Source organism: Mucilaginibacter rubeus, from assembly GCF_003286415.2.
Classification (GTDB): Bacteria; Bacteroidota; Bacteroidia; order Sphingobacteriales; family Sphingobacteriaceae; genus Mucilaginibacter; species Mucilaginibacter rubeus_A.
This window is the reverse complement of record NZ_CP043450.1, coordinates 5,279,683-5,298,923: the sequence shown is the minus strand read 5'-3', so window position 1 is coordinate 5,298,923 and position 19,241 is coordinate 5,279,683. Positions and strand designations below refer to the sequence as shown.

The window sequence follows — 19,241 nt, the reverse complement described above, 5'->3', positions numbered from 1 at the left end:
TTGTGATATATACCGTAACAGATTTAATACCACTCATCGGGTATCAAGGCTTTGTCTTCTTCGTCATCCCGCCACCTATATACCTTAGTAAGATTTTGATAATCTTTCCAAGAGGTTTCCCCTGCGTGCTCAAGTAAGATAACCTGTACTTTTCCTTTAGTTCTTGTTACAAATAAATCGAGTGCTTGGAATATTCTTTTCAATTCCTCCATATCTTCAGAACCTATCTCTGCTTTATCATCGTTGATTTCTGGAAAATATACCTGGCTCGGCTGATCGAACATCAGAAAACTTGGGACTTTGCTTTGTTCCAAGCTAGCTAAATACTCATGAATACCAAGCATTGTCGAGATATGATAAGCCATAAAATTCCTTCCACTTCCTATCTCCCACAAATAATCTCTGGCTCCGGTTTTTGATATAAATTTCAACGTCAGATTATCAATATCCAAATTGATGTTAGCATCAAGTTTTTCTGGTTTAAAAATCTCAGCGTAAACTCTTATATATTCTGATATTTTAGCCAGGGCAAACCGCTTCACCTGGTCGCTTTTGTCGTCAGAGATTTCAGTTTCAATGTTTTTTATTCTCTCTTCTTTTCCAACAATGCGCTCCATTAACTCTCTATTCTCATTTCCTGAATTGAGATTAATAAGAATTTGATCCACCCTCCCTAAAAATCTGAATATACTAGTTACTGCTTGCCGGCTTCTTTTAAATTCTGTATCACGCTCTTCAAGTTCGCCAACTTCGCGACGTAAATTATTTAGTTCACGTTCATATTGAGATAGCTGCCCTTGAGTTTTTACAATTTCTGATGAGTAAACTTTAACCGAGTCTTCTACTTGGTCACCTAACTCACTTATACTTGCATTAACGGATTGAATATTGTCTAAGTAGTGTTCAGTATGTTCTTCGTTAGAGCCACAAAGGGGGCATATTATTGTAGAGTTAAACAAAGTCTTTAACCAGCCTACAGCTTTAGTTCTGTCCGATTGTATCAAAAGTGACTTCCTGTATTCTATAGCGCTATTGTTTAAATCTTTAAGGGTCATGCTCCGTTCTCTCAAAGTAGATAATCGCATGGAAAGATCATATTCCCTCTCCCTCAAAGTAGTTAACCGGTTAACCATATCGGCTGTTATACCCACCTCGATTGTCGGTAATTGGTCTTCTTTGAATTTTTCCTGGATTTGTAAAAGATACTGGGTGTATTGCTCTTTATTTAAATCATCATTTTCAAAAGAATAATCTTTTAACAAGCCCAATTCCTTAGCTAAATTAAAGTAGTTTTTAAGTTCAGCAGTCTCAGATTGAGATAAGTCTTGCTTTTCTTTAAGTTCCCTGGAAAGCATCAAGACTTCCCGTTTTAATAACTTTAATTCTTCCCTAAGTTCAAGTGTTCTGTTGTCAATCGCATTTATGAGATAAGGGAAGATAATCCTTAACTTTTCTCTATCAGCTGTTGAATCAGCTTTATAATAAAGCGTTGACGGGTTGGCGATTATATATTGTGGTTGAAAATTCAACGAAATAGCATTTCGATAACTTGGTCTTTGAGCTTCCCATGATGAAGTGCGTCCATTGTTTTCCATTTCTATGTCCGCATAGCCCATTACTTTGTTAAGCAATTTTTTTATATCATCTACCGTATAATTTGATGTTATCTCATCAGGTATAGGAACAGATTGTCCCTCATCCTTAAACATGTCGTTAGAAAGTTCATTTGTTCCTTTACTAAGCGTTCGGGCCAACAATATTTGCCGACCATTGAATGATATAACCACGCCAAACCATTCAGTGGTTTGCCTGATAAGTCCAGTGGGTATTCTGATTTTAGAACTTCCAAGACAATAGTCTATAATACTAATCAATGCAGATTTTCCGCGTCCACTACCTCCGGTGATTACATTGACTTTATCTGTTCTAAAATTAAGTTCACGGTATTTGAACTCTTTATTTTTAGGCCAGAGAATGACCTTTAATATCTTTAATTCCATTAGAAGCGTATGTTTAGGTATATCAAAATTTCTTCTTCAGACATCTTTGCAAACCATGCGCCCAAACGTTTTGCGGCGAACAGTATTTTTTGGTAATCCGCACTGAGCTGGATGCCAGGGTTTTTCTTCGCCTGAATAAATACCCTGGTGGATTCTGGATCATAACCTATTAATCCACATTTTATACCAAGATTTATACAATGCAAAGTATGCACAGATTGGTCTTGCATTTTTATTTGCAGGGTTGAAAAGATGTCGCTTTTTTCACTTAACACTTTTATAAAGCTGCCAGGCTTTAAATTTTTAGAATAGATAACAGCTGCGCTTTCTTCGTTAAAAAGAATAGGTAAAACAGGGAACAAGTAATGAATTTTAGGCCCTATTCCTTTGTTACTTTCTGTAAATTCCTTTAAAAACTCGTACAATCCATGAAACCCCAGGACTTTGTTTTGTACAATATCAAATTCGTTATAAATACCGATGCTCATACTATAATTCATCTTTCAGTTTATCCCAACCAAAATGCCACCCTAACCTAAATTCATTAGCCATCAAATGGTAAGCCCCTTTAGTGGTATATGACTGTTCGGTATCATAATTAGCCAGTTTTGCTTTATGATTCATAACTGCCCAATACAATTCATAGCCTTTATTTTTTCTTTCAATGTCGTCCGAGCATGACCTTTTGATTGGCTTTTGTAAATTTTCCCACCTTTCAAATAAATCATCATCCATTGATATAAAATCCTTTTTAGACGGGATATTACCTTCTTTAGCAAAACGAACTCTTTCCCACCGAGCTCTTAAAAAGTCATCAATAGCCTTTAAAATATCCTGCTCCTCCATATCGATCCAATCTAATTGCTTTACGAAATTATCTTTCTTATGAAGCGCCCTTAACGAGTCCTGTACAGGGAGAACATCCTTTGCTCGTTCGATAAAAGGTTTTGACATGTATCTGACTAACATGTCATTAAAATAGGTATTAAGTTCCTCTCCGGAGATGATAGCCTGCTCGTTATTAATCCATTTTTCAATGATTAGATCTGTTAACCAGCCAAGTAAATCTTTGTACATTGAATTAAATGGAACACTATTACTAACATGGAGGTTATCTTTGACAAAGCTTTTGAATTGGCTTCTATCATGGACGTAGTTAAGATCAAGAACGACTATATTTTTAAATAGCTTAGTGCGCGTTGTTGCATCTAAAGCTTCTACTTCAAGCGCATAATCCTTTATTTCTTGGGTAGCGCTGGATTTACCATTGTTTAAAAGTTCTGTAATCTTGTTTTGAAATTCGGTATCATTATCCTTCAAACTGACTATACTTTTGATTAAGCACGTACCAACAACTTTATTTGTTACCAGCAAAAACTGAGATGAATCAAGGTCTATCGTACTATTATTGATATTCATAACCCAAATATGTAAGGTTTTCCATAAGTCTAAACTTTTATTAGAAAATGGGTTTCTGTTAGACATGGCGGCACTCTTATCTTGTTCGTAATAAATCCCCAAATTCTTATTATTTTTTAAGTTTATTACTAAATCATCATCTGTTTCAATAGCAATATATCCCTTTTCTGTTGACGTAGATAGCCACAATAGCGCGCGTTCAATTTGAAATAAATAACCAAGCATAGGGCCAGGTGCGCTATGCTGATTGGTCTTTAAGCTTTTCGCCATAAAATTCTGACAATTAAAACCTTAAATATAGATTTTAACAATAATAAAAAAACCTTATGTTGGTTATTAAAATAATGTTGATAACAGCATGACTAAAACCCCAACAAGATTGCTAATAAAATTAGCAAAATCAATATTTAACAATCACTTCATCATATATTTTTACTAACATACTGCCCCGCAAGTGTCGACAGGCATTTTCGGTCGCCTATTGAAGAAACACCTGTTTTATTAAAGTTCAACAACTACACCGGGCTGGCAATCGTCCGCCTCGGACTGTGTGCGTCTTCCATATTATCGAAGACTTTATTGTTGCCCTCAAAATCGGTTACTATGGCTGCATATTCCGCTCCGCCATGTGTTTTTATGATGATGTACATAAATTTTAAATCAAGGGGCGTAAGCCGCCTGTTGAAAAGATTAGTTTAATGCACTGCTTCCTGCTGACACTAACACCAACACTATTTTTTTCGAAGCCTATGTGCGGTTTCATAGTCAACTATTGGATAAGACAAATAAGTTTTTGCTAAATTGCTTTCTTTGAAAGTCGCTCACCCTTACTTTATCATAAATGTCGATTAGATATGATTATATTGACACAATATTAACAGCCAATGGGTTGAGAAACCCAAAATTGGATGTTTTAGTTCCTGATCATCATCGTTACAGTATGATGGTTTACCAACATAAAGGTAGCCTTCAAGCAATAACTACGCCTCAAAGTAAATTTATAGGAAACACAGACCGGGATCTTGCAGCGAGCAAACACTCAGAATTGTTTAAACTTGCGATAGAAACTGAAATCCAATTACTCCTAACCCCGGAATATTCGTGCCCTCTAACCGCTATTGAAGCTTTGTTACAAAGTGATAATTTTCCGTCTGAAGGCAAACTCTGGGTAATTTGTTGTGAATCTATTAAACCTGATGAGTTACGAATATTTAAAACCAACTATACTATTGATAACACGGTGGTTTTAGCAGAAAACAATGCCCTTGTAAATACCCAGGATAAGATACTTGACCCTATTTGCTATCTATTTAGAACCAATTCGACTTTAGAAGGGGAATCCAAAAAAGTGGTGCTTTTTCAATTTAAAACTTTCCCAATGGGAGCCACTGGCGTAGAGGCTGAAAACCTACTTTTTGGCACAGAACGTTTTGTTTTCAGAAATGATGAAGATTCGATTTATCTCGCAACTATACTTTGTTCTGAAAGTTTAGAAATCGATTTATCGCGTGATTTACGGCAATTTGTAGATAAACCTTATTTATTACTTCATCCTCAGATGAATGGTGGTGCACGAACAGATGCTTTCAAATCATACCGAACTGACTTTTACACTACTTGTATGGAAGATTCAGACAAGGAATTGATTTGTTTAAATTGGGCTAAAGAAAGTAAAATTGCCGGTAAAGAAATCGGCTACAGTAATTCGGCTGTATACACAAAAGCAAAAAAAATAAATCTTGAAGATAATCGAATTGAAGTTAATGATAGCTACGGTATGTTTTACAATTGTTGGAATAATGCGAGGTCCAGCATACTTGTTTTAGACAATGATGAATCGATTTACCATTTTGAAAATTCTAAGACCTCGAAGCGCCCGCTAAATGTTCAAAATCAAGGGAGGTATGGTCCTGAGATGTCAAACAGGTTTATTTGGAATGATACTTGGGTGGAGTCTGTACTTGGAATTAATGGTGAGCTTACCGAAACTTGTAGTGAAATAAAGGGTGATTTTAATAAGCTATTGGATGTCGAATTAAGCTCTCTAAACAGGGAACGACTTTTAAGTCTTTCCACGGGGCTTATCTCTGGAAAAGACTGGTTTAAGCCAAGTGCTTCATCATTATTCAACATTGACAACAGCGAGCAATCATTTCGATTGTCCGTATTTCAAGATCCCCTTACTCAAGCAAAAAAAAGAGAATGGCTGATTAGGTATGCTTCATTGTCAACAGGTTACTTGAAACAAGATGGGATTTTTCCACAGGACAGCCATCTCATTGACTTAGTGAATCAACCAACAATTAATTATTCACCAGCGACATTACATTATAATGTTACGAGCGCTTCTGCAAATCCGGCATGTATTGTATATGTGGGTGATGCAGATCCAGCAATCATAAATGAATTAAAAGCTTATCTATTAGGTTCTGCACCTCAAGATAATAGTTACCGACTGAGGCTAATGATTTTATATAATCACCTAGGGGTATTGTGCAAAGACTATGAAAAAAGTGGGCCGGATATTTCTGGAAACACAAACGGCAATCCTGTTGCTATCAACAAAAAAAGACAATGATAAATCGCGATCAATTAATATCAACACTTAGGGAATATTATACCACCGTTGAAAGTATTTCTGAATCGGTTTTACAGTGCGAACGCACTTTAGAAGGTAAAGTCTATCAAAACTTTTTTTTTGATCATTCGGAAAACTTTTTGTCGTATGATATAACAAGCTATTTGAAACAATACATAGCGCCTTATTATTTTAAAAACAACAACGCGTTGCAATGGAACTTTTACCTAGTTTTTCTAACGGATCAAGAAATCAGTGAAGCCGACCGAATAACAGTAGAAGAAAATATGGATTATGCCAGAAAGTTTATTGTTCGCTCTTCCGAAGTAAGTGACTGGCTTTCTAGGACGTACCTATCAAGTGCGAATAACACCATTGATGGATTATCTGGCTTAGGGGATATATGGAAAGGAGTACTTAAAGATCAGAAACTTGATTGTGTATTTTCCGATAATATTAAAGTCGGAGACGGGGTTGAGCGAATAATCAATGGTGATTTTTATGTAGAAGGGGGCACACAAAAAGGGAACTTGAAACATAAATCAACTGAAGTGTCCGTAGGACAACTCAATTGGCTTCATCCTATTAAATACCGCGAATATCCTAAGTTCAGTGAACCTTTTAAATTCAAAAAAATAAATCTAATTGATGGTGCAAACGGGTATGGTAAAACATCGCTTTTGGAGGCTATTGAATTTTTTGTTACAGGGGAAAATCATAGACTTCATGAGCGTGAAAGCGGATATGAGATAGAAGCTAAATTTTTAGGCGACCAAGAGCCAAGAAAATTTAAAATGGATACTCAGCTATTTAGAGAAAGAGATCGTGTTTGGTATAATGGCATGGATAAGGTACGGGGGTCGGACCTCGCACTACACTTCAATAGATTTAATTTTTACAATACAGATGCCGCGTTTAGATTAACTGTTAATAAAAACGAAAAAGAAATTGAGGACGCATTTCGAGATATTGCACTAGGAGATGAGGTGAATTTTTTAAAAAGGCAGATTGCAACGTACAAGTCTAAGCTAGAAAGTGAACAAAAGCTTCGTGATCAATCAATTACAGCTTGTGACGAAGAAATACAAAAAGCTAAACTATTGCTAACGGAGCTTAGGAAAACTGCTGGTAATGAGGCTACATTAATCAAAGCACTGTACGATAAAATTCAACAATATCATATTCAGGTTAACCTTATTGGTTATGATTTGGTATCGCTTGACCGACTAAAATTCAGCCTGAGTATACTTCTAACAGAATTGGATAATATTCTAACTAATCTTACCTGGCTGGAGGAGCGAACATTATCTGAGATCCGTGATGAAGAGCAACAATTAATACAATTAGTTAAAGAGATTGAGCAATTTGAAGTTGCTGATGAAAATTTCACCAAGGATATAAACGACACAAATCTTCAACAGCAGGTTATTAAAAACTCAAAAGATCTATTAGAGTCGCTAACTAATTATCTGCAAGGTGACATTCACCTGCGGCTAACAGGACATAACGAAAGATTACGTCAGCAGAAAGTTATAGTCAATCAATTACGTATTGCAAATGAGCTTTATTCGCCCGTAAGGGGTTTTGCCTTCCCTGATTCTAATCTATCTATAGATGAATACAGGAAGATCCTCTCAAAACAACTCGTAGAAGATAGTGCCGCTCTAGAACAAATTGATGTTGAGTTAGAGAAAAGCCGAAAAAACATATCGCAAGTCAAAGCACTTCTGGCAACAATTAAAAACGATGGAAAAAATTATTTGGAACTTAATCTCAACTCCAATGTATGCCCCATGTGCAACAGTAAGTTTACTTCCACGTCAGATCTTCAAAGCTCCATTTTGCGTTCTATGGAAGAAAGTGTTGATAATGAAGATTTTAGTGGTCTTCTAAAAATAAAAAGTCGTCTTGAAGAAGCTAAGTCTGCCACCAAAGAGCAATTAACTTTATTGACCACTCTCCAAGAAGTTATCGAAAAAATAAATCTCGCGGAGGCTAGTGATTTGCCATTAGCAATGGTAAAAACTAAAATTGATGAACAATTGACGCAGTTGACTTTAGAGGAAACAAAACTTAGTGAACTGGAAAGTTTTTCGGCTTTGTGTATAAAACTTAAAATTGACGAGCAAGAATTAAATGCGTTAAAATTGAAATTTGGACAATTATTTCCTGGTGAAACATTAAACAGTAGTGTTTCAGAACGACTATTCGATAGCATTCAGAAAATGATGTCCCTAAACGATGAAAAGCTTGATGAAATCAAAACTATCCTAAAAGGGAAAACTGCCGAACTTATTGCTCAATTAAGAGTATATGACCCTCGTTTTGTTTTTGAGGATCGAGATGAAGTTAAAAGAAGATTGTCTTCCTTACAACATTATTTGAAAGAACTTGATAACCTTGTTGAAATTGATTTTGACGACGAAAAAGACCTTTCACATCTTCAACTTGAATTGAGGTCAATAGTAGATCAGTTGGATGAAATCCGGTCGGATCTATCTATCCAGCAAAAGGAAAGCACTTTATCAATCAAAGCCAATGAAACCATTGATAAGAAAACCGAAGAGAGAAATGCTGCAAAGACTGAAAACGACAGGATTAATTTGGCACTCAATGTTTTAGAAAATCTCTTAACCGAACACAATGAGGATAATTTTCTTCAGGATTTTTTACAGACAAATAAACAGGAGATAAAAGAAACGTTTTTAAGCATTCATACTCCAAAAGAGTTCGTTGATATTTCGATAAAAGACAGTACAATCAAACTTTATAAAAAAAATGGAAAAGTTACAGACTTGCTTAGAATAAGTACAGGACAGCGGTCTGCGTTGGCATTATCCCTATTTCTAACACTAAATAATAAGCTAAAAAACGGCCCAGATATTTTGATTTTTGATGATCCAGTAGCCTTTACCGATGATATGAATATCTTATCTTTTTTGGACTACTTACGTGAGATGGCAATTAAACGCAATCGTCAGATATTTTTTGCTACTGCAAATGAAAACCTTTCTTTTTTATTCCGTAAAAAGTTTGAAGTTTTAGATAAAGAGTTCAACCACATTACTTTAGAAAGAGTAGAGAGCTAATAAAAATAAGCTGCTCGATTTTAGCCCTATTGTGTCTACCCATTGAAACCAGTAAATAATATTTTCGGTAGTCAGCAACTTATCGTAGCACAAATTGTCGGAATTAGTGAAAAAAATTATCTTTATATAGCATGTAACGGAAGCTGATCCAGTAACAATATTAACGCATGATTGAACCGATTAAAGACGTTCCTACCACATTTATTTCCTATGCCTGGGAAGATGACATCTTTAAGCAAAGGGTTAAGGAATTTGCTAAGCGTTTGCGTAATAATGGAATTGACGCTAAACTTGATATCTGGGAGGTCGTACCTGGTGATCAGTTGCCTTATTTCATGGAAAGGTCTATCCGCGAAAATGATTACGTGATACTATGTACACCAAAGTATAAAATCAAATCGGAGAACCGGCTAGGCGGCGCAGGTTACGAGGGCGATATAATGACCGGAGAGATATTGCAATACGGCAATGCTCGTAAGTTCATTCCTCTTATTTTTTCGGGAGATCGGGAAACAGCAATACCCAACTGGCTTGCCGGAAAAGCATATATAGATTATACAAGGGATGACATTGAAGCTTCGCTCACTCCGTTGATCCATGCTATATTAGGTGCCGGAGAAAAGGCCCCTCCATTAGGAGAAATCCCTGAAGAATATGCGCGTACGGCTGAGAAGATTGCGGAGAAAGAAGATGCGGAGGCCGTTGTCTTCCATCACGGCAATGAAAAAGAAAATACCGCCGCCACATCAATTGCAGGACCATTTCTGGAAGCTGCTCTTTTATGGCATAGTGGCGGCAGGGCACCCAGGGGCTATAGCAATAATAATCTGAAAGAGACAGACGAGCACGGAAATGAAGTTATTGTTATCGGTGCGGGAGTAAAACCGATCATATATTGGGAGTTGAGCTGGCGTTTGGGACTTGCTATATACAACAATACAAGCCATGCGGCTGTAAATATCTCCCTTGAAATACAGGGCCCTCAGTTTTCTGAATTGGAATCGTTGCCGCAGATAAACCATTTAAAGCAGTTTGATCAAATTGAGCTTAAAGCCGGTTACCGCAGGATGCTCGAAAGTGTGCATACTGAAGCCGACGAATTTCTCCGCCACAAGGTACCGAAGGACCTTAACGGAATGATAATCATTATCCGCTATCTGGATGAGCAGCGAAATGAACATGAAACACAGGTAATTATTGAAGGTCAGAACCTAGTCAACAAAAAAATCAGGTAAGTCTAACGTTAGGGCCGACAGTCTTAAAACGCCTTTATAAGACCTCCTAAATATTATTACTCTTCCTCATGTTTCACGCGAGCTTACAACTGAAGAAAACGAAACGATCAAGCGGTATTTGCAAGATGGCTTGATTAACTACCTCTAAAAATAAAGGCCGAATAAGACGAATTCGACCTTTATTTTTTATCATTTTCGTCTTTTCTTTTTTATCGCTTTAATTGCTTCTGCAAGTGGTGCAAAAGCTGCGCTAATCGATGCTTTCACCATTTCATCGGCAAACTCGTCAAAATAGTCTTGGTAGTCATCCAATTCAATACCGGGATGAAAAGCGTCGTTGGTTAATCTACCGCTTAGTTTTCGTTCAATACCTTCTTCTGAGATATGATAGAACTTTTCGTAGGCTTTTCCCGCCAATATCTTCGCCTGGCGTTCTAATTCATCCTTGAGTGGCATGGTGGGTTGCGAACGTTTCATTCGCCGGTTCAGGTCGCTTTTAAACCTTTGGTAAATGCTTTCAGCGCTATCGTATTTATCCTGCGCAAATTGTTTGGCGTGATGTGCCAGTTCTTCTGAAGTGTAACGTTTCATATGTTAATTTTTTCTATATATGATGATTGTACTCAGAATTTTCCCAAAGTTTCAATGATCAGATAAAAAATTTAAAACTATACCGTTATGATGTTAACACGACTCTTTCCGCAGCCGGACTTTTATATTCTCGATTATTAATAAATGATAACTGAACATTATCCATTTTAGCATATAGGAACATTAAGAAGCCGGCTTTCGATCATTGCAAAACAACTTGTCGGGAGTCCGCATCCAGGATTATGTTTTCATTTTAAATTTCATAGAAGAAAATAACCATTTAGTTGAAATAGTTATTAGCCTGTTTTATCGCCCAATTGATTTTGTTATAATCACATTCGCAACTTTATACACGATAGATCGAATTTTGCGTTAAGGATTGCAGTGGAAAGCCCGCAGCGCAGCGAGGACTTGTAACGGAAAGCCTGGGCCGTAGGTAACGCCCTAAACTAAAAATTAATTAGATCTGCACGATCAATACCTAATCCTTTTGCCAAAGCGATAATAACAGTTAAGGTAGGATTTCTTTTTCCTTTCTCCAATCTGTGGATCTCACTAAAATCTACTTCTGAAAAAATCTCAAGTTGTCTAAGACTTATTTTCTTCTCCTCCCTTATTCTTTGCAAATTCTTTCCAAAAGCAATTAAGGTATTTTCATCCCGCGTTACACTCATGGATGAAAAGTCAATTTTTAAAGAAAAATTATTGTAGGACTATTGACATACAGTTTTTATTATTTTATCTTGCAGACTTATAATTTTATTAAATTAGCGACTCTTCAAAATATTAGAAGCATTCGCTTTGAATCTCGTAACTGAAACCTAGGAAATTTCAAGACGGCGAGATGATAAGTGGAATGCTCACGCTCCTGGCGTGGGCTCCCTTATTGTCGTCGGTTCTCCTAGGTACCAAGTTGCAATAAGTCGGGTTCCACGCCTTCTTTGCTATCAGGCCGGTCCCTTCTTCAAAAAATACAGGGATGAACGCTAAACTCAAGACCATTAACCGCATGACACTGCTCACCGCCGAAGAGGCGATGAAGCGGATCTTTGCCATGGTCGATTCCCCGGCCTTAAAGGCGCAGCTTAGCAAATGGCAGGATTTCGGCCTGTCCGAAGCCGCAGGCGACCTGCATACCTTAAGCGCCGAGGAGCTCGGTGATTTCATGGACAGGTTACCCGACCTGGTCCTGGCCCTGTATGCGTACCAAAAGGAAATTCAGAAAGGAGGAGACAAATGACCCTGATCCCTCAAAATCAATGGTTACTTGTCATTTGCCCGCCGGAATGATAAGACAGTAGCGGCGGCCCCGTCAGTTAATAGTTAAAAGAGGGCCGCCGTTATTGCCTGTTTCTCCCTGATGCCGCAACGGCGTCCTACCTGATTTTTAAACGTACTCCAAAATTAACACATGAAAAAAACGATATTTTTCGCTGTGCTGGCCACGCTTTGCCTTTTTTTTAAGCTGCCCGCCCAGGAAATCAGCCCCCGGAAGCCCACGACGGTGACCGGACGGGTGACCGATGAAAGGGGAAAGCCCCTGCCCAGTGCCACGGTCCGCTATGGGCCCGATCAACAAATCACTTACACCGACCAGGAGGGCAGGTTCAGCCTGCGCCTCAGCGGCAGGACCGAGCTGACCGTCAGTTATACCGGCTACCAGCGGCTCACGATCACCGCCGATCCAGCCAAACCCGCATTACCCGACATCCGTATGCAGCCCGCCAAACTGGAGATCCAGCAAGTGATCGTGTCCACGGGTTACCAGAACATCGCCCGGGAGCGGGCCACGGGTTCCTTCGTCCACCTGGACAGCGCGGTTATCAACCGGCGCACGGGCCCTGACGTACTGAGCAGGCTTGAAGGCGTGGTCCCCGGCCTCTTGTTCAACCGGAACACGAGCACGGCGGCCGGCAATACCGCCGACCTGTCGATCCGGGGACACAGTACGCTGTTCTCCAATGACCAACCATTAGTGGTCATCGACAACTTTCCCTATGACGGCGATCTTAACAATATCAACCCCAATGATGTGGCCTCCATTACCATCCTCAAAGATGCTGCCGCCGCTTCGATCTGGGGCGTCCGTTCCGGCAACGGGGTGATCGTGATCACCACGAAGAAGGGGAGGGCGGGACAGCCTACAGCCATCGAGTTCAACGCCAACTTGACCTCGGGCGACAAGCCTAACCTGTACTATGATCCCAATTACCTGAACGCGGGGGAATTCATCGGGCTCGAACAAAACCTGTTCAAAACGGGCTATTACGACGGGGCACTAAAAACCGGCTACCAGGTCGTATCGCCTGTGGTCGCTTTACTGAACAAGGCACGTTCCGGGGCTATCAGCCAAACCGATGCCGATCAGCAGATCGCAGCGATGAAAGGCTATGACATCCGGCGGGACGAAAGCGAATACCTGCTGCGCCGGTCGTTCAGCCAGCAATACAACCTGAATTTCCGGGGCGGGGGACCGAACAGCGATTATTATTTCTCGGCAGGTTATGACCAGAACAACGCCGCTTTGCGGGGCAATACCAACGACCGCCTTACCATCAACAGCAATTATAATTTCTCCCCCTTCAAAAACCTGAAACTGTCGGCCGGGATCAATTACATCAAGAACACGGCGGCGCTGAACAGTACGCTCAGCGACCTGAACAGTATCCGTGGAAAAAGCATGATCTATCCTTATGCCCGGCTCGCCGATGATGCAGGCAATCCTTTAGCCACGGTCAAGGATTTTTCGCAGGCCTTCGTGGACAATCCCGGAAATACGGGTTTCCTGGATTGGAATTACCGGGCACTGGACGAACTGCATAACAGTAATCATCATTCCGGCAGCATCGATACCCGCCTGAATTTCGGCCTCAATTACCGGTTCTTCACGCACTTTACCGCAGATATCAAATACCAGTACGAACGCGCCGAGTCCACTGACCGGACGATATACAGCCAGGACAGCTATTACGCCCGTAACCTGATCAACCAATACGCGCAGACTACCGCTGACGGCAGTTTAAGCTTCCCGGTGCCGCTGGGCGGCATCCGGATGGATGGCAGTTCCGCACTGGCCTCGCACCGCATCCGCGGGCAGCTGAACTATAGCGGCAGGGTCGGCAAAGGCGGACAACTCAACGCCATCGCCGGAACGGAGTGGAGCGGAGAAAATACGGAGAGCACTTCGGAAACGCCCGCTTACGGCTATAACCCGGCAACCGGCGCATTCAGCGGCTCGGTCAATTACGCGGATTATTTTGGCCTGAACCCGCGGCAGCTCGGATCGGCACAGATCCCGAACGGGCAGTTCTTCGGTAAACGGACCGATAATTTTATTTCCTATTTCGGTAATGCCGCCTACAGTTTTTTGGGCCGATATACCGTTTCCGCGAGCGGCAGGATCGACCGCTCCAACCTGTTCGGGGTCCATGCGAACCAAAAGGCGGTCCCCCTGTATTCGGCCGGTTTCACCTGGAACATTGCCGAAGAAAAGTTCTACCACGTGGATTGGCTGGAACAACTGCGGCTGCGCGGCACCTTCGGCTATAACGGCAATATCAATAAATCAGCGACCGCGGTAACGACGATCCGGCAGCAAAGTAATTCCTATTTTTCGGGCTTGCCTTACGCCGTGATCGCCAATCCCGGTAACCCCGACCTGCGCTGGGAAAAGGACCGGATGATCAACCTGGGACTGGACTTCGGCCTGAAAAACCAGGCCATTACAGGTACCGTGGAGTTTTATTTTAAAAAAGGCGTCAACCTGTTCGGCAACGCTTCGGTCGCCCCGTCCACCGGGTTCCTGACCTTTTTCGGCAATACCGCCGAAACGAAGGGGCATGGTGCGGATGTCACGATCAACAGCCGAAACATCCAAACGGGAGCGTTCAGCTGGCAAACCAATTTCCAGTACAGCTATGCCATTGATAAGGTGACCCAATATAACGCCCAACTGCGGACCCTGGCCTTCCTGCAACAGGGAGCCGGTAATTCCGGTACCATCACGCCGCTGGTGGGACAACCCCTGTTCGGCATCTACAGCTTCCGCTCCGGCCCGCTGACCCATGAGACAGGTGACCCGCAGGGCTATCTGAACGGGGCACTGAGCACGGATTATGCCGCGGTCATTGCCGGTACGACGGTGAAAGACCTGCATTATAACGGGCCTTCCCGGCCGACGAGTTTCGGATCGCTCTGGAACACTTTTAGCTATAAACAACTTTCGTTGTCCTTCAACCTGATCTACAAGCTGGGTTATTACATCCGCCGTTCATCCGTACAATACGGTTCGCTGTACAGCAACTGGCTGGGCAACCAGGATTATACCCGGCGCTGGCAACAGCCGGACGATGAGGCGAGGACCTTGATCCCTTCCATGCCGAAAACGCCTGTGAACCCCAACCGCGACCTGTTTTACACCTTTTCGGACGCGCTGGTCGATAAAGGCGACCATATCCGTTTGAAGGACATCAATATCAGTTATGACCTGACCAAGGTTTTCGGCCCGAAAGGCCCGTTCTCCCACATCAATGTTTACGCTTATGTCAACAACGTGGCGATCCTGTGGCGGGCTAATCCTGACCACCTCGATCCTGATGTATTCACGACCCCGGGCGGCGGCACGACCGCGCTGCCTTTGCCGAGGACTTTCGCCGTCGGCCTTAAAACCAACTTAAAATAAATGATAATGAAAACGCTGATCAAATTAACAGCCGTCCGTGTCTGCCTGATGCTATTTCCGCCGATCATGGCTTTTTATGATGGCTGCAAAAAGCAGGACGAGCTCCTGAACGCAAGGCCGGACGCGGCACTGAATGTGCCGTCGACCCTGGCGGATGTGCAATCGCTGCTGGCCAATGAAGATATTTTCAACCGCAACTACGCCACCCTGGGTGAACTCGCAACGGACGATTATTACGTAACCGACGGGTTTTACGCCAATATGAGCTCCACCGAGCAAAACGCCTATCTCTGGGCTAAATCGCTTTATCCCGCAGGCGCTTATGTCGATGCCTGGTCCGTGCCCTATCAGGCCATCTATTATGCCAACCAGGTACAACAGATCCTGGCGACCGTTCCGCGAAAGGCGGGCGATGAAGCCGCCTTCAACCAGGCCAAAGGCAATGCCCTGTTCTTTCGTGCGATGGCCTACTTTGATCTTGTTCAAACTTTCGCCCTGCCTTATGATGCCGCGACTGCTGCCAGCGAACCGGGTGTCCCGCTTCGTCCGGGCACCGATCTGACTGTTAAGGCCCCGCGCGCCTCGCAGCAGGCCTGTTATGCGCAGGTATTATCCGACCTCGATCTGGCCCTCCAGCTTCTGCAATCTGCGAGCTCTTCCCCGACACAGCCCAATAAAGCCGCGGCATACGGGATGACTGCCCGGGTCAACCTGTGTATGGGCCGGTACGATGAAGCCCTGAAAAATGCGACGGCCTCCCTGGCAGTTTACAACAAATTGCAGGATTTCAACGCGCTCGATCCATCAGCATATCCTGTTTTTCCCAACTACTCGCCGGAAGAGCTGTTCCATGCCTCGCTCAGCGGCTACTATAACCTGTACAGCTATGCCGATACGACGTTGCTGCGATCCTTCGACGGGCCGAATGACCTTCGTAAAGCCATTTTCTTTTACAAAGACGGCGATGGTTTGTATGAGTTTAACAGCCAGTATGGCAAACACGGGAGCGTGACCACCGGTATCTCTACCGCTGAAATGTACCTGACCAAAGCCGAATGCGAGGCGAGGGCGGGCAGCACTGCCCAGGCGCTGAGCGACCTGAACACCTTGCTGGTCACCCGCTGGAAAAAGGGCACGTTCGTCCCCTACAGCGCAAAGAATGCCGCGGACGCTCTAACCCTCATTCTGCAGGAACGTCGCAAGGAACTGGTCATGACCGGTGTCCGCTGGTACGATCTGCGGCGACTGAACCAGGAGGCGGCAAGGGCCGTTACCCTGATCAGGGACCTTAACGGCGAGCAATTCACCTTACCGCCTAAAGATCCGCGATACGCGATGCCGATCCCGGATACCGAAATCCAGTTGAACCCCATTCCCCAAAACCAACGCTAATCTATTATATATGAAAAGGACCAGATCAATTTTATTGACCATGATGCTGCTAACCACATGCCTCATAGCGAATGCCCGGCAGCCATTTGTTGAAGTCTACGGTACAGCCGATTTTCTGCACCAGGGCGATACCATCTTATTCCGCCTCTACCGTCACCCCAATACCGACCAGGAGCCCGCTTTGCAAACGGAACTTACCCAGCGCGCGACCGGTAAAAGCTTCCGGTTTCGTATCCCCTGTGATAACTTTCCGCATTATTTTAACTTAAGGTTCAAAGGGCATTCGGGTAAAGGAATTTACAAATACTATGCTGTGCCAGGTCAGCCTTTACAGCTCCATTTTAATCAGGATGGCATTGACCCGGAAGGGAGCGGTACCATAGCAAAAGTACAGGCAGAACTGATCAAAGCGCAGCAGGTAACCACTACCACGGAGGAAGATGATGCAGACGCGGCTTTGTTGGTGCAGCATGGAAACAAGAAAACGTTATCCTTGCTTCATATTTTGGAGCATTACCGTGAAAGGCTACCGGCATATTTTTACCAGTTTATGAAGGTTGACCTGATGGCTATCAATATGTCAGGTAAATACAGTAATGTTGAACTGATCTCCCGACGATATGCCGATTCTACGTCTAACCCATATTTGGAGCGGTTCCTGCAGACACGTGATACCGTTAAATCGTTGCTTGATGCAGCCGTAAAGCAATACCCTGATGCTTTTTATTGTGAAAGTTTTCTTTACACCATGCTATTGAAATACCGCATTGATTCCTGCGTTATTGCCAGAAAGCCCTATCATATCAAAGAAGCTTACGATTATCTCAAAGCAAAATACAAAGGCAAGCTCCGGGAGGAGTTGCTTGCGTACCTGATCCTGCCGCTTAACGATTACCCGCCGGAATTAACCGATTGCATTAAGGACGCATTGACAATTGTCCGCGAAGAGGATTACAGGACCCTACTAAAAGCCATTTCCGAAACGCGGGTCGACGGGGCTAAGGCTTTTAATTTCCGGCTCACAGATCAAAAAGGGGAAATACATCAACTTTCCGATTTTAGAAATAAAGTTGTTTTCATCGACTTCTGGTTTACCGGCTGCGGGTTTTGCAGGGTGGTCGCACCCTATATCCGTAAACTGGAGGAGCGGTTCAAGGGGCAGGCTGTCGAATTTATAAGTATAAGCTCTGACGAATCCAAAACCCAATGGGAGAAGAGTGTTTCAGGCGGACAATACACCGCACCTGAAAACCATAATTTCTTTACAGAAGGAAAGGGAAACAATCATCCGGCATTAACCAGTTATCGGATCAGGGAATACCCGGCGTTTGTCCTGGTTGATAAAAATGGATTGATCCATAACGTTCCCGTCGACCCCCGCGATGACGACGGACGTTCTGCTGAGGCGCAGATCAAAGCCTTACTATAATGACAACAGCCTGCCGGAGAGTTCCGGCAGGCTGTTTACGGTTTACTTGTAATTTTGAAAAGTAACCGCGTGGCCCGCAGGAACTACCCCGTCGGTTGGCTGAACAGCGGTGGTAATCGTGCAGGTAGCACTTACAGCCGTATTTAAACAATGCCCGGCTGGTGTCGTTCTCCATACGAACGAGGACCCGCTTTTGATCGCGTAATAAGTCGTCGCGTTTTTAGCATGCCTTGGTGCAGCGGCGAACGCGCTTCCCATTCCGGTCAGTGCGGCCAGGGCCATCAGGCCCATTTTTACTTTTTTCATGATGATATAATTAAAAATGAATAATTGACCGGTTTTACCACAGGACCGGCATCAACCCGATTTCGCGCGTGAAATATTTTGAAACCTTTTCAGGTAATTTTATCAGTAAGTATTGCCTGTCTTTCCAGCCGCATACCCCACAGTGCTGCCGCGAGAAAGAACAGGTTAAAGATCAAATGTTGTCCCCAGCCCAGGTGACTGATCACGCCGCCGCAGGAGCAGGGCACCCAGGGGAAGAAATGCAACAGGATAGCAGCGATATAAATCGTAAAGGACAGCATCAGCACACCGGCGCAGAAAAAACCCAGCAACCGGGTCCGGTCACGAAAGAGCAGCAGGGACACGACGACTTCCAGAGGCGGGATACTATAGATCAACGTTTCCGCCATCCAATCCGGAAAGGGCTGGTTGTGCATGGCGCGCTCGTAGGTTTGAAAGTCCATCAGCTTACTGGTCGCTGCATACAGGAACATCAGGATCAGGAGGGATGCCATTATCCCGGAAATCAGGTTCTTTTTCAT

15 protein-coding genes are annotated in these 19,241 nt (G+C 43.0%); 7 read left to right on the top strand and 8 right to left on the bottom strand.

Annotation, left to right across the window (positions count from 1 at the left end; translation table 11 throughout):
- Positions 1–23 precede the first annotated feature (23 nt).
- The 4 genes from DEO27_RS20940 to DEO27_RS31890 form a co-directional block, all read right to left on the bottom strand.
- On the bottom strand, positions 24–2,000 hold the full coding sequence (locus tag DEO27_RS20940) for a DUF3732 domain-containing protein (RefSeq protein WP_112575100.1): 1,977 nt from the start codon (positions 1,998–2,000) through the stop codon (positions 24–26).
- Positions 2,000–2,488: a three component ABC system middle component gene (locus tag DEO27_RS20935; RefSeq protein WP_112575099.1), complete on the bottom strand. Its 489-nt coding sequence runs from the start codon at positions 2,486–2,488 to the stop codon at positions 2,000–2,002. Before DEO27_RS20935 ends, DEO27_RS20940 begins: the two co-directional genes overlap by 1 nt.
- Before the next feature lies 1 nt (position 2,489).
- Positions 2,490–3,689 carry an ABC-three component system protein gene (locus DEO27_RS20930; RefSeq protein ID WP_112575098.1) on the bottom strand — a complete coding sequence of 400 codons (1,200 nt, stop codon included), beginning with the start codon at positions 3,687–3,689 and terminating at the stop codon, positions 2,490–2,492.
- 245 nt (positions 3,690–3,934) lie between these two features.
- Positions 3,935–4,069 (bottom strand): hypothetical protein, encoded by a 135-nt coding sequence (locus DEO27_RS31890; protein WP_262714150.1) that lies wholly within the window; start codon positions 4,067–4,069, stop codon positions 3,935–3,937.
- A 191-nt stretch (positions 4,070–4,260) separates the two neighbouring features.
- On the opposite strand from DEO27_RS31890, the gene DEO27_RS20925 reads away from it, so the two are divergent.
- The 3 genes from DEO27_RS20925 (at position 4,261) to DEO27_RS20915 (ending at position 10,321) form a co-directional block, all read left to right on the top strand.
- Positions 4,261–5,997 (top strand): hypothetical protein, encoded by a 1,737-nt coding sequence (locus DEO27_RS20925; RefSeq protein ID WP_112575097.1) that lies wholly within the window; start codon positions 4,261–4,263, stop codon positions 5,995–5,997.
- Positions 5,994–9,086: a hypothetical protein gene (locus DEO27_RS20920; RefSeq protein ID WP_112575096.1), complete on the top strand. Its 3,093-nt coding sequence runs from the start codon at positions 5,994–5,996 to the stop codon at positions 9,084–9,086. The genes DEO27_RS20925 and DEO27_RS20920 overlap by 4 nt, the downstream gene beginning before the upstream one ends.
- Positions 9,087–9,253: 167 nt before the next feature.
- Entirely contained in the window at positions 9,254–10,321 is a 1,068-nt protein-coding gene (locus DEO27_RS20915; RefSeq protein WP_112575095.1) for a toll/interleukin-1 receptor domain-containing protein, read from the top strand.
- Between the two features lie 189 nt (positions 10,322–10,510).
- On the opposite strand, the gene DEO27_RS20910 is transcribed toward DEO27_RS20915, so the two are convergent.
- Together DEO27_RS20910 and DEO27_RS20905 are read right to left on the bottom strand one after the other, a co-directional pair.
- Positions 10,511–10,912, bottom strand: coding sequence for a hypothetical protein (locus DEO27_RS20910; RefSeq protein WP_112575094.1), 402 nt, complete (start codon positions 10,910–10,912; stop codon positions 10,511–10,513).
- Between the two features lie 449 nt (positions 10,913–11,361).
- The gene (locus DEO27_RS20905; protein WP_112575093.1) at positions 11,362–11,586 is read right to left on the bottom strand and encodes a helix-turn-helix domain-containing protein; all 225 of its coding nucleotides are present in this window, start codon (positions 11,584–11,586) and stop codon (positions 11,362–11,364) included.
- 305 nt (positions 11,587–11,891) lie between these two features.
- Here DEO27_RS20905 and DEO27_RS20900 point away from each other — a divergent pair, with 305 nt between their 5' ends.
- From DEO27_RS20900 to DEO27_RS20885, 4 genes are all read left to right on the top strand, one after another.
- Positions 11,892–12,152: a hypothetical protein gene (locus DEO27_RS20900; protein WP_112575092.1), complete on the top strand. Its 261-nt coding sequence runs from the start codon at positions 11,892–11,894 to the stop codon at positions 12,150–12,152.
- A 171-nt stretch (positions 12,153–12,323) separates the two neighbouring features.
- A complete protein-coding gene (locus tag DEO27_RS20895) occupies positions 12,324–15,593 on the top strand; it encodes a SusC/RagA family TonB-linked outer membrane protein (RefSeq protein WP_112575091.1) in 3,270 nt (1,089 codons plus the stop codon).
- Positions 15,594–15,599: 6 nt separating this feature from the next.
- Positions 15,600–16,985, top strand: a complete 1,386-nt coding sequence (locus tag DEO27_RS20890; RefSeq protein WP_190295160.1) for a RagB/SusD family nutrient uptake outer membrane protein — start codon at positions 15,600–15,602, stop codon at positions 16,983–16,985.
- Between the two features lie 10 nt (positions 16,986–16,995).
- Positions 16,996–18,414, top strand: coding sequence for a TlpA family protein disulfide reductase (locus DEO27_RS20885; RefSeq protein WP_112575089.1), 1,419 nt, complete (start codon positions 16,996–16,998; stop codon positions 18,412–18,414).
- Positions 18,415–18,456: 42 nt separating this feature from the next.
- On the opposite strand, the gene DEO27_RS20880 is transcribed toward DEO27_RS20885, so the two are convergent.
- On the bottom strand, positions 18,457–18,720 hold the full coding sequence (locus DEO27_RS20880) for a hypothetical protein (protein ID WP_112575088.1): 264 nt from the start codon (positions 18,718–18,720) through the stop codon (positions 18,457–18,459).
- 89 nt (positions 18,721–18,809) lie between these two features.
- A complete protein-coding gene (locus DEO27_RS20875) occupies positions 18,810–19,241 on the bottom strand; it encodes a MauE/DoxX family redox-associated membrane protein (RefSeq protein WP_112575087.1) in 432 nt (143 codons plus the stop codon).

Bases quoted from the DNA above. Each gene is read 5' to 3' on its own strand.
- DEO27_RS20915 (WP_112575095.1), top strand. From the start codon at position 9,254: ATGATTGAACCGATTAAAGACGTTCCTACCACATTTATTTCCTATGCC.
- DEO27_RS31890 (WP_262714150.1), bottom strand. From the start codon at position 4,069: ATGTACATCATCATAAAAACACATGGCGGAGCGGAATATGCAGCCATA.
- DEO27_RS20885 (WP_112575089.1), top strand. From the start codon at position 16,996: ATGAAAAGGACCAGATCAATTTTATTGACCATGATGCTGCTAACCACA.
- DEO27_RS20890 (WP_190295160.1), top strand. From the start codon at position 15,600: ATGAAAACGCTGATCAAATTAACAGCCGTCCGTGTCTGCCTGATGCTA.
- DEO27_RS20895 (WP_112575091.1), top strand. From the start codon at position 12,324: ATGAAAAAAACGATATTTTTCGCTGTGCTGGCCACGCTTTGCCTTTTT.
- DEO27_RS20910 (WP_112575094.1), bottom strand. From the start codon at position 10,912: ATGAAACGTTACACTTCAGAAGAACTGGCACATCACGCCAAACAATTT.
- DEO27_RS20900 (WP_112575092.1), top strand. From the start codon at position 11,892: ATGAACGCTAAACTCAAGACCATTAACCGCATGACACTGCTCACCGCC.
- DEO27_RS20940 (WP_112575100.1), bottom strand. From the start codon at position 2,000: ATGGAATTAAAGATATTAAAGGTCATTCTCTGGCCTAAAAATAAAGAG.
- DEO27_RS20905 (WP_112575093.1), bottom strand. From the start codon at position 11,586: ATGAGTGTAACGCGGGATGAAAATACCTTAATTGCTTTTGGAAAGAAT.
- DEO27_RS20930 (WP_112575098.1), bottom strand. From the start codon at position 3,689: ATGGCGAAAAGCTTAAAGACCAATCAGCATAGCGCACCTGGCCCTATG.
- DEO27_RS20875 (WP_112575087.1), bottom strand. From the start codon at position 19,241: ATGAAAAAGAACCTGATTTCCGGGATAATGGCATCCCTCCTGATCCTG.
- DEO27_RS20925 (WP_112575097.1), top strand. From the start codon at position 4,261: ATGTCGATTAGATATGATTATATTGACACAATATTAACAGCCAATGGG.
- DEO27_RS20920 (WP_112575096.1), top strand. From the start codon at position 5,994: ATGATAAATCGCGATCAATTAATATCAACACTTAGGGAATATTATACC.
- DEO27_RS20935 (WP_112575099.1), bottom strand. From the start codon at position 2,488: ATGAGCATCGGTATTTATAACGAATTTGATATTGTACAAAACAAAGTC.
- DEO27_RS20880 (WP_112575088.1), bottom strand. From the start codon at position 18,720: ATGAAAAAAGTAAAAATGGGCCTGATGGCCCTGGCCGCACTGACCGGA.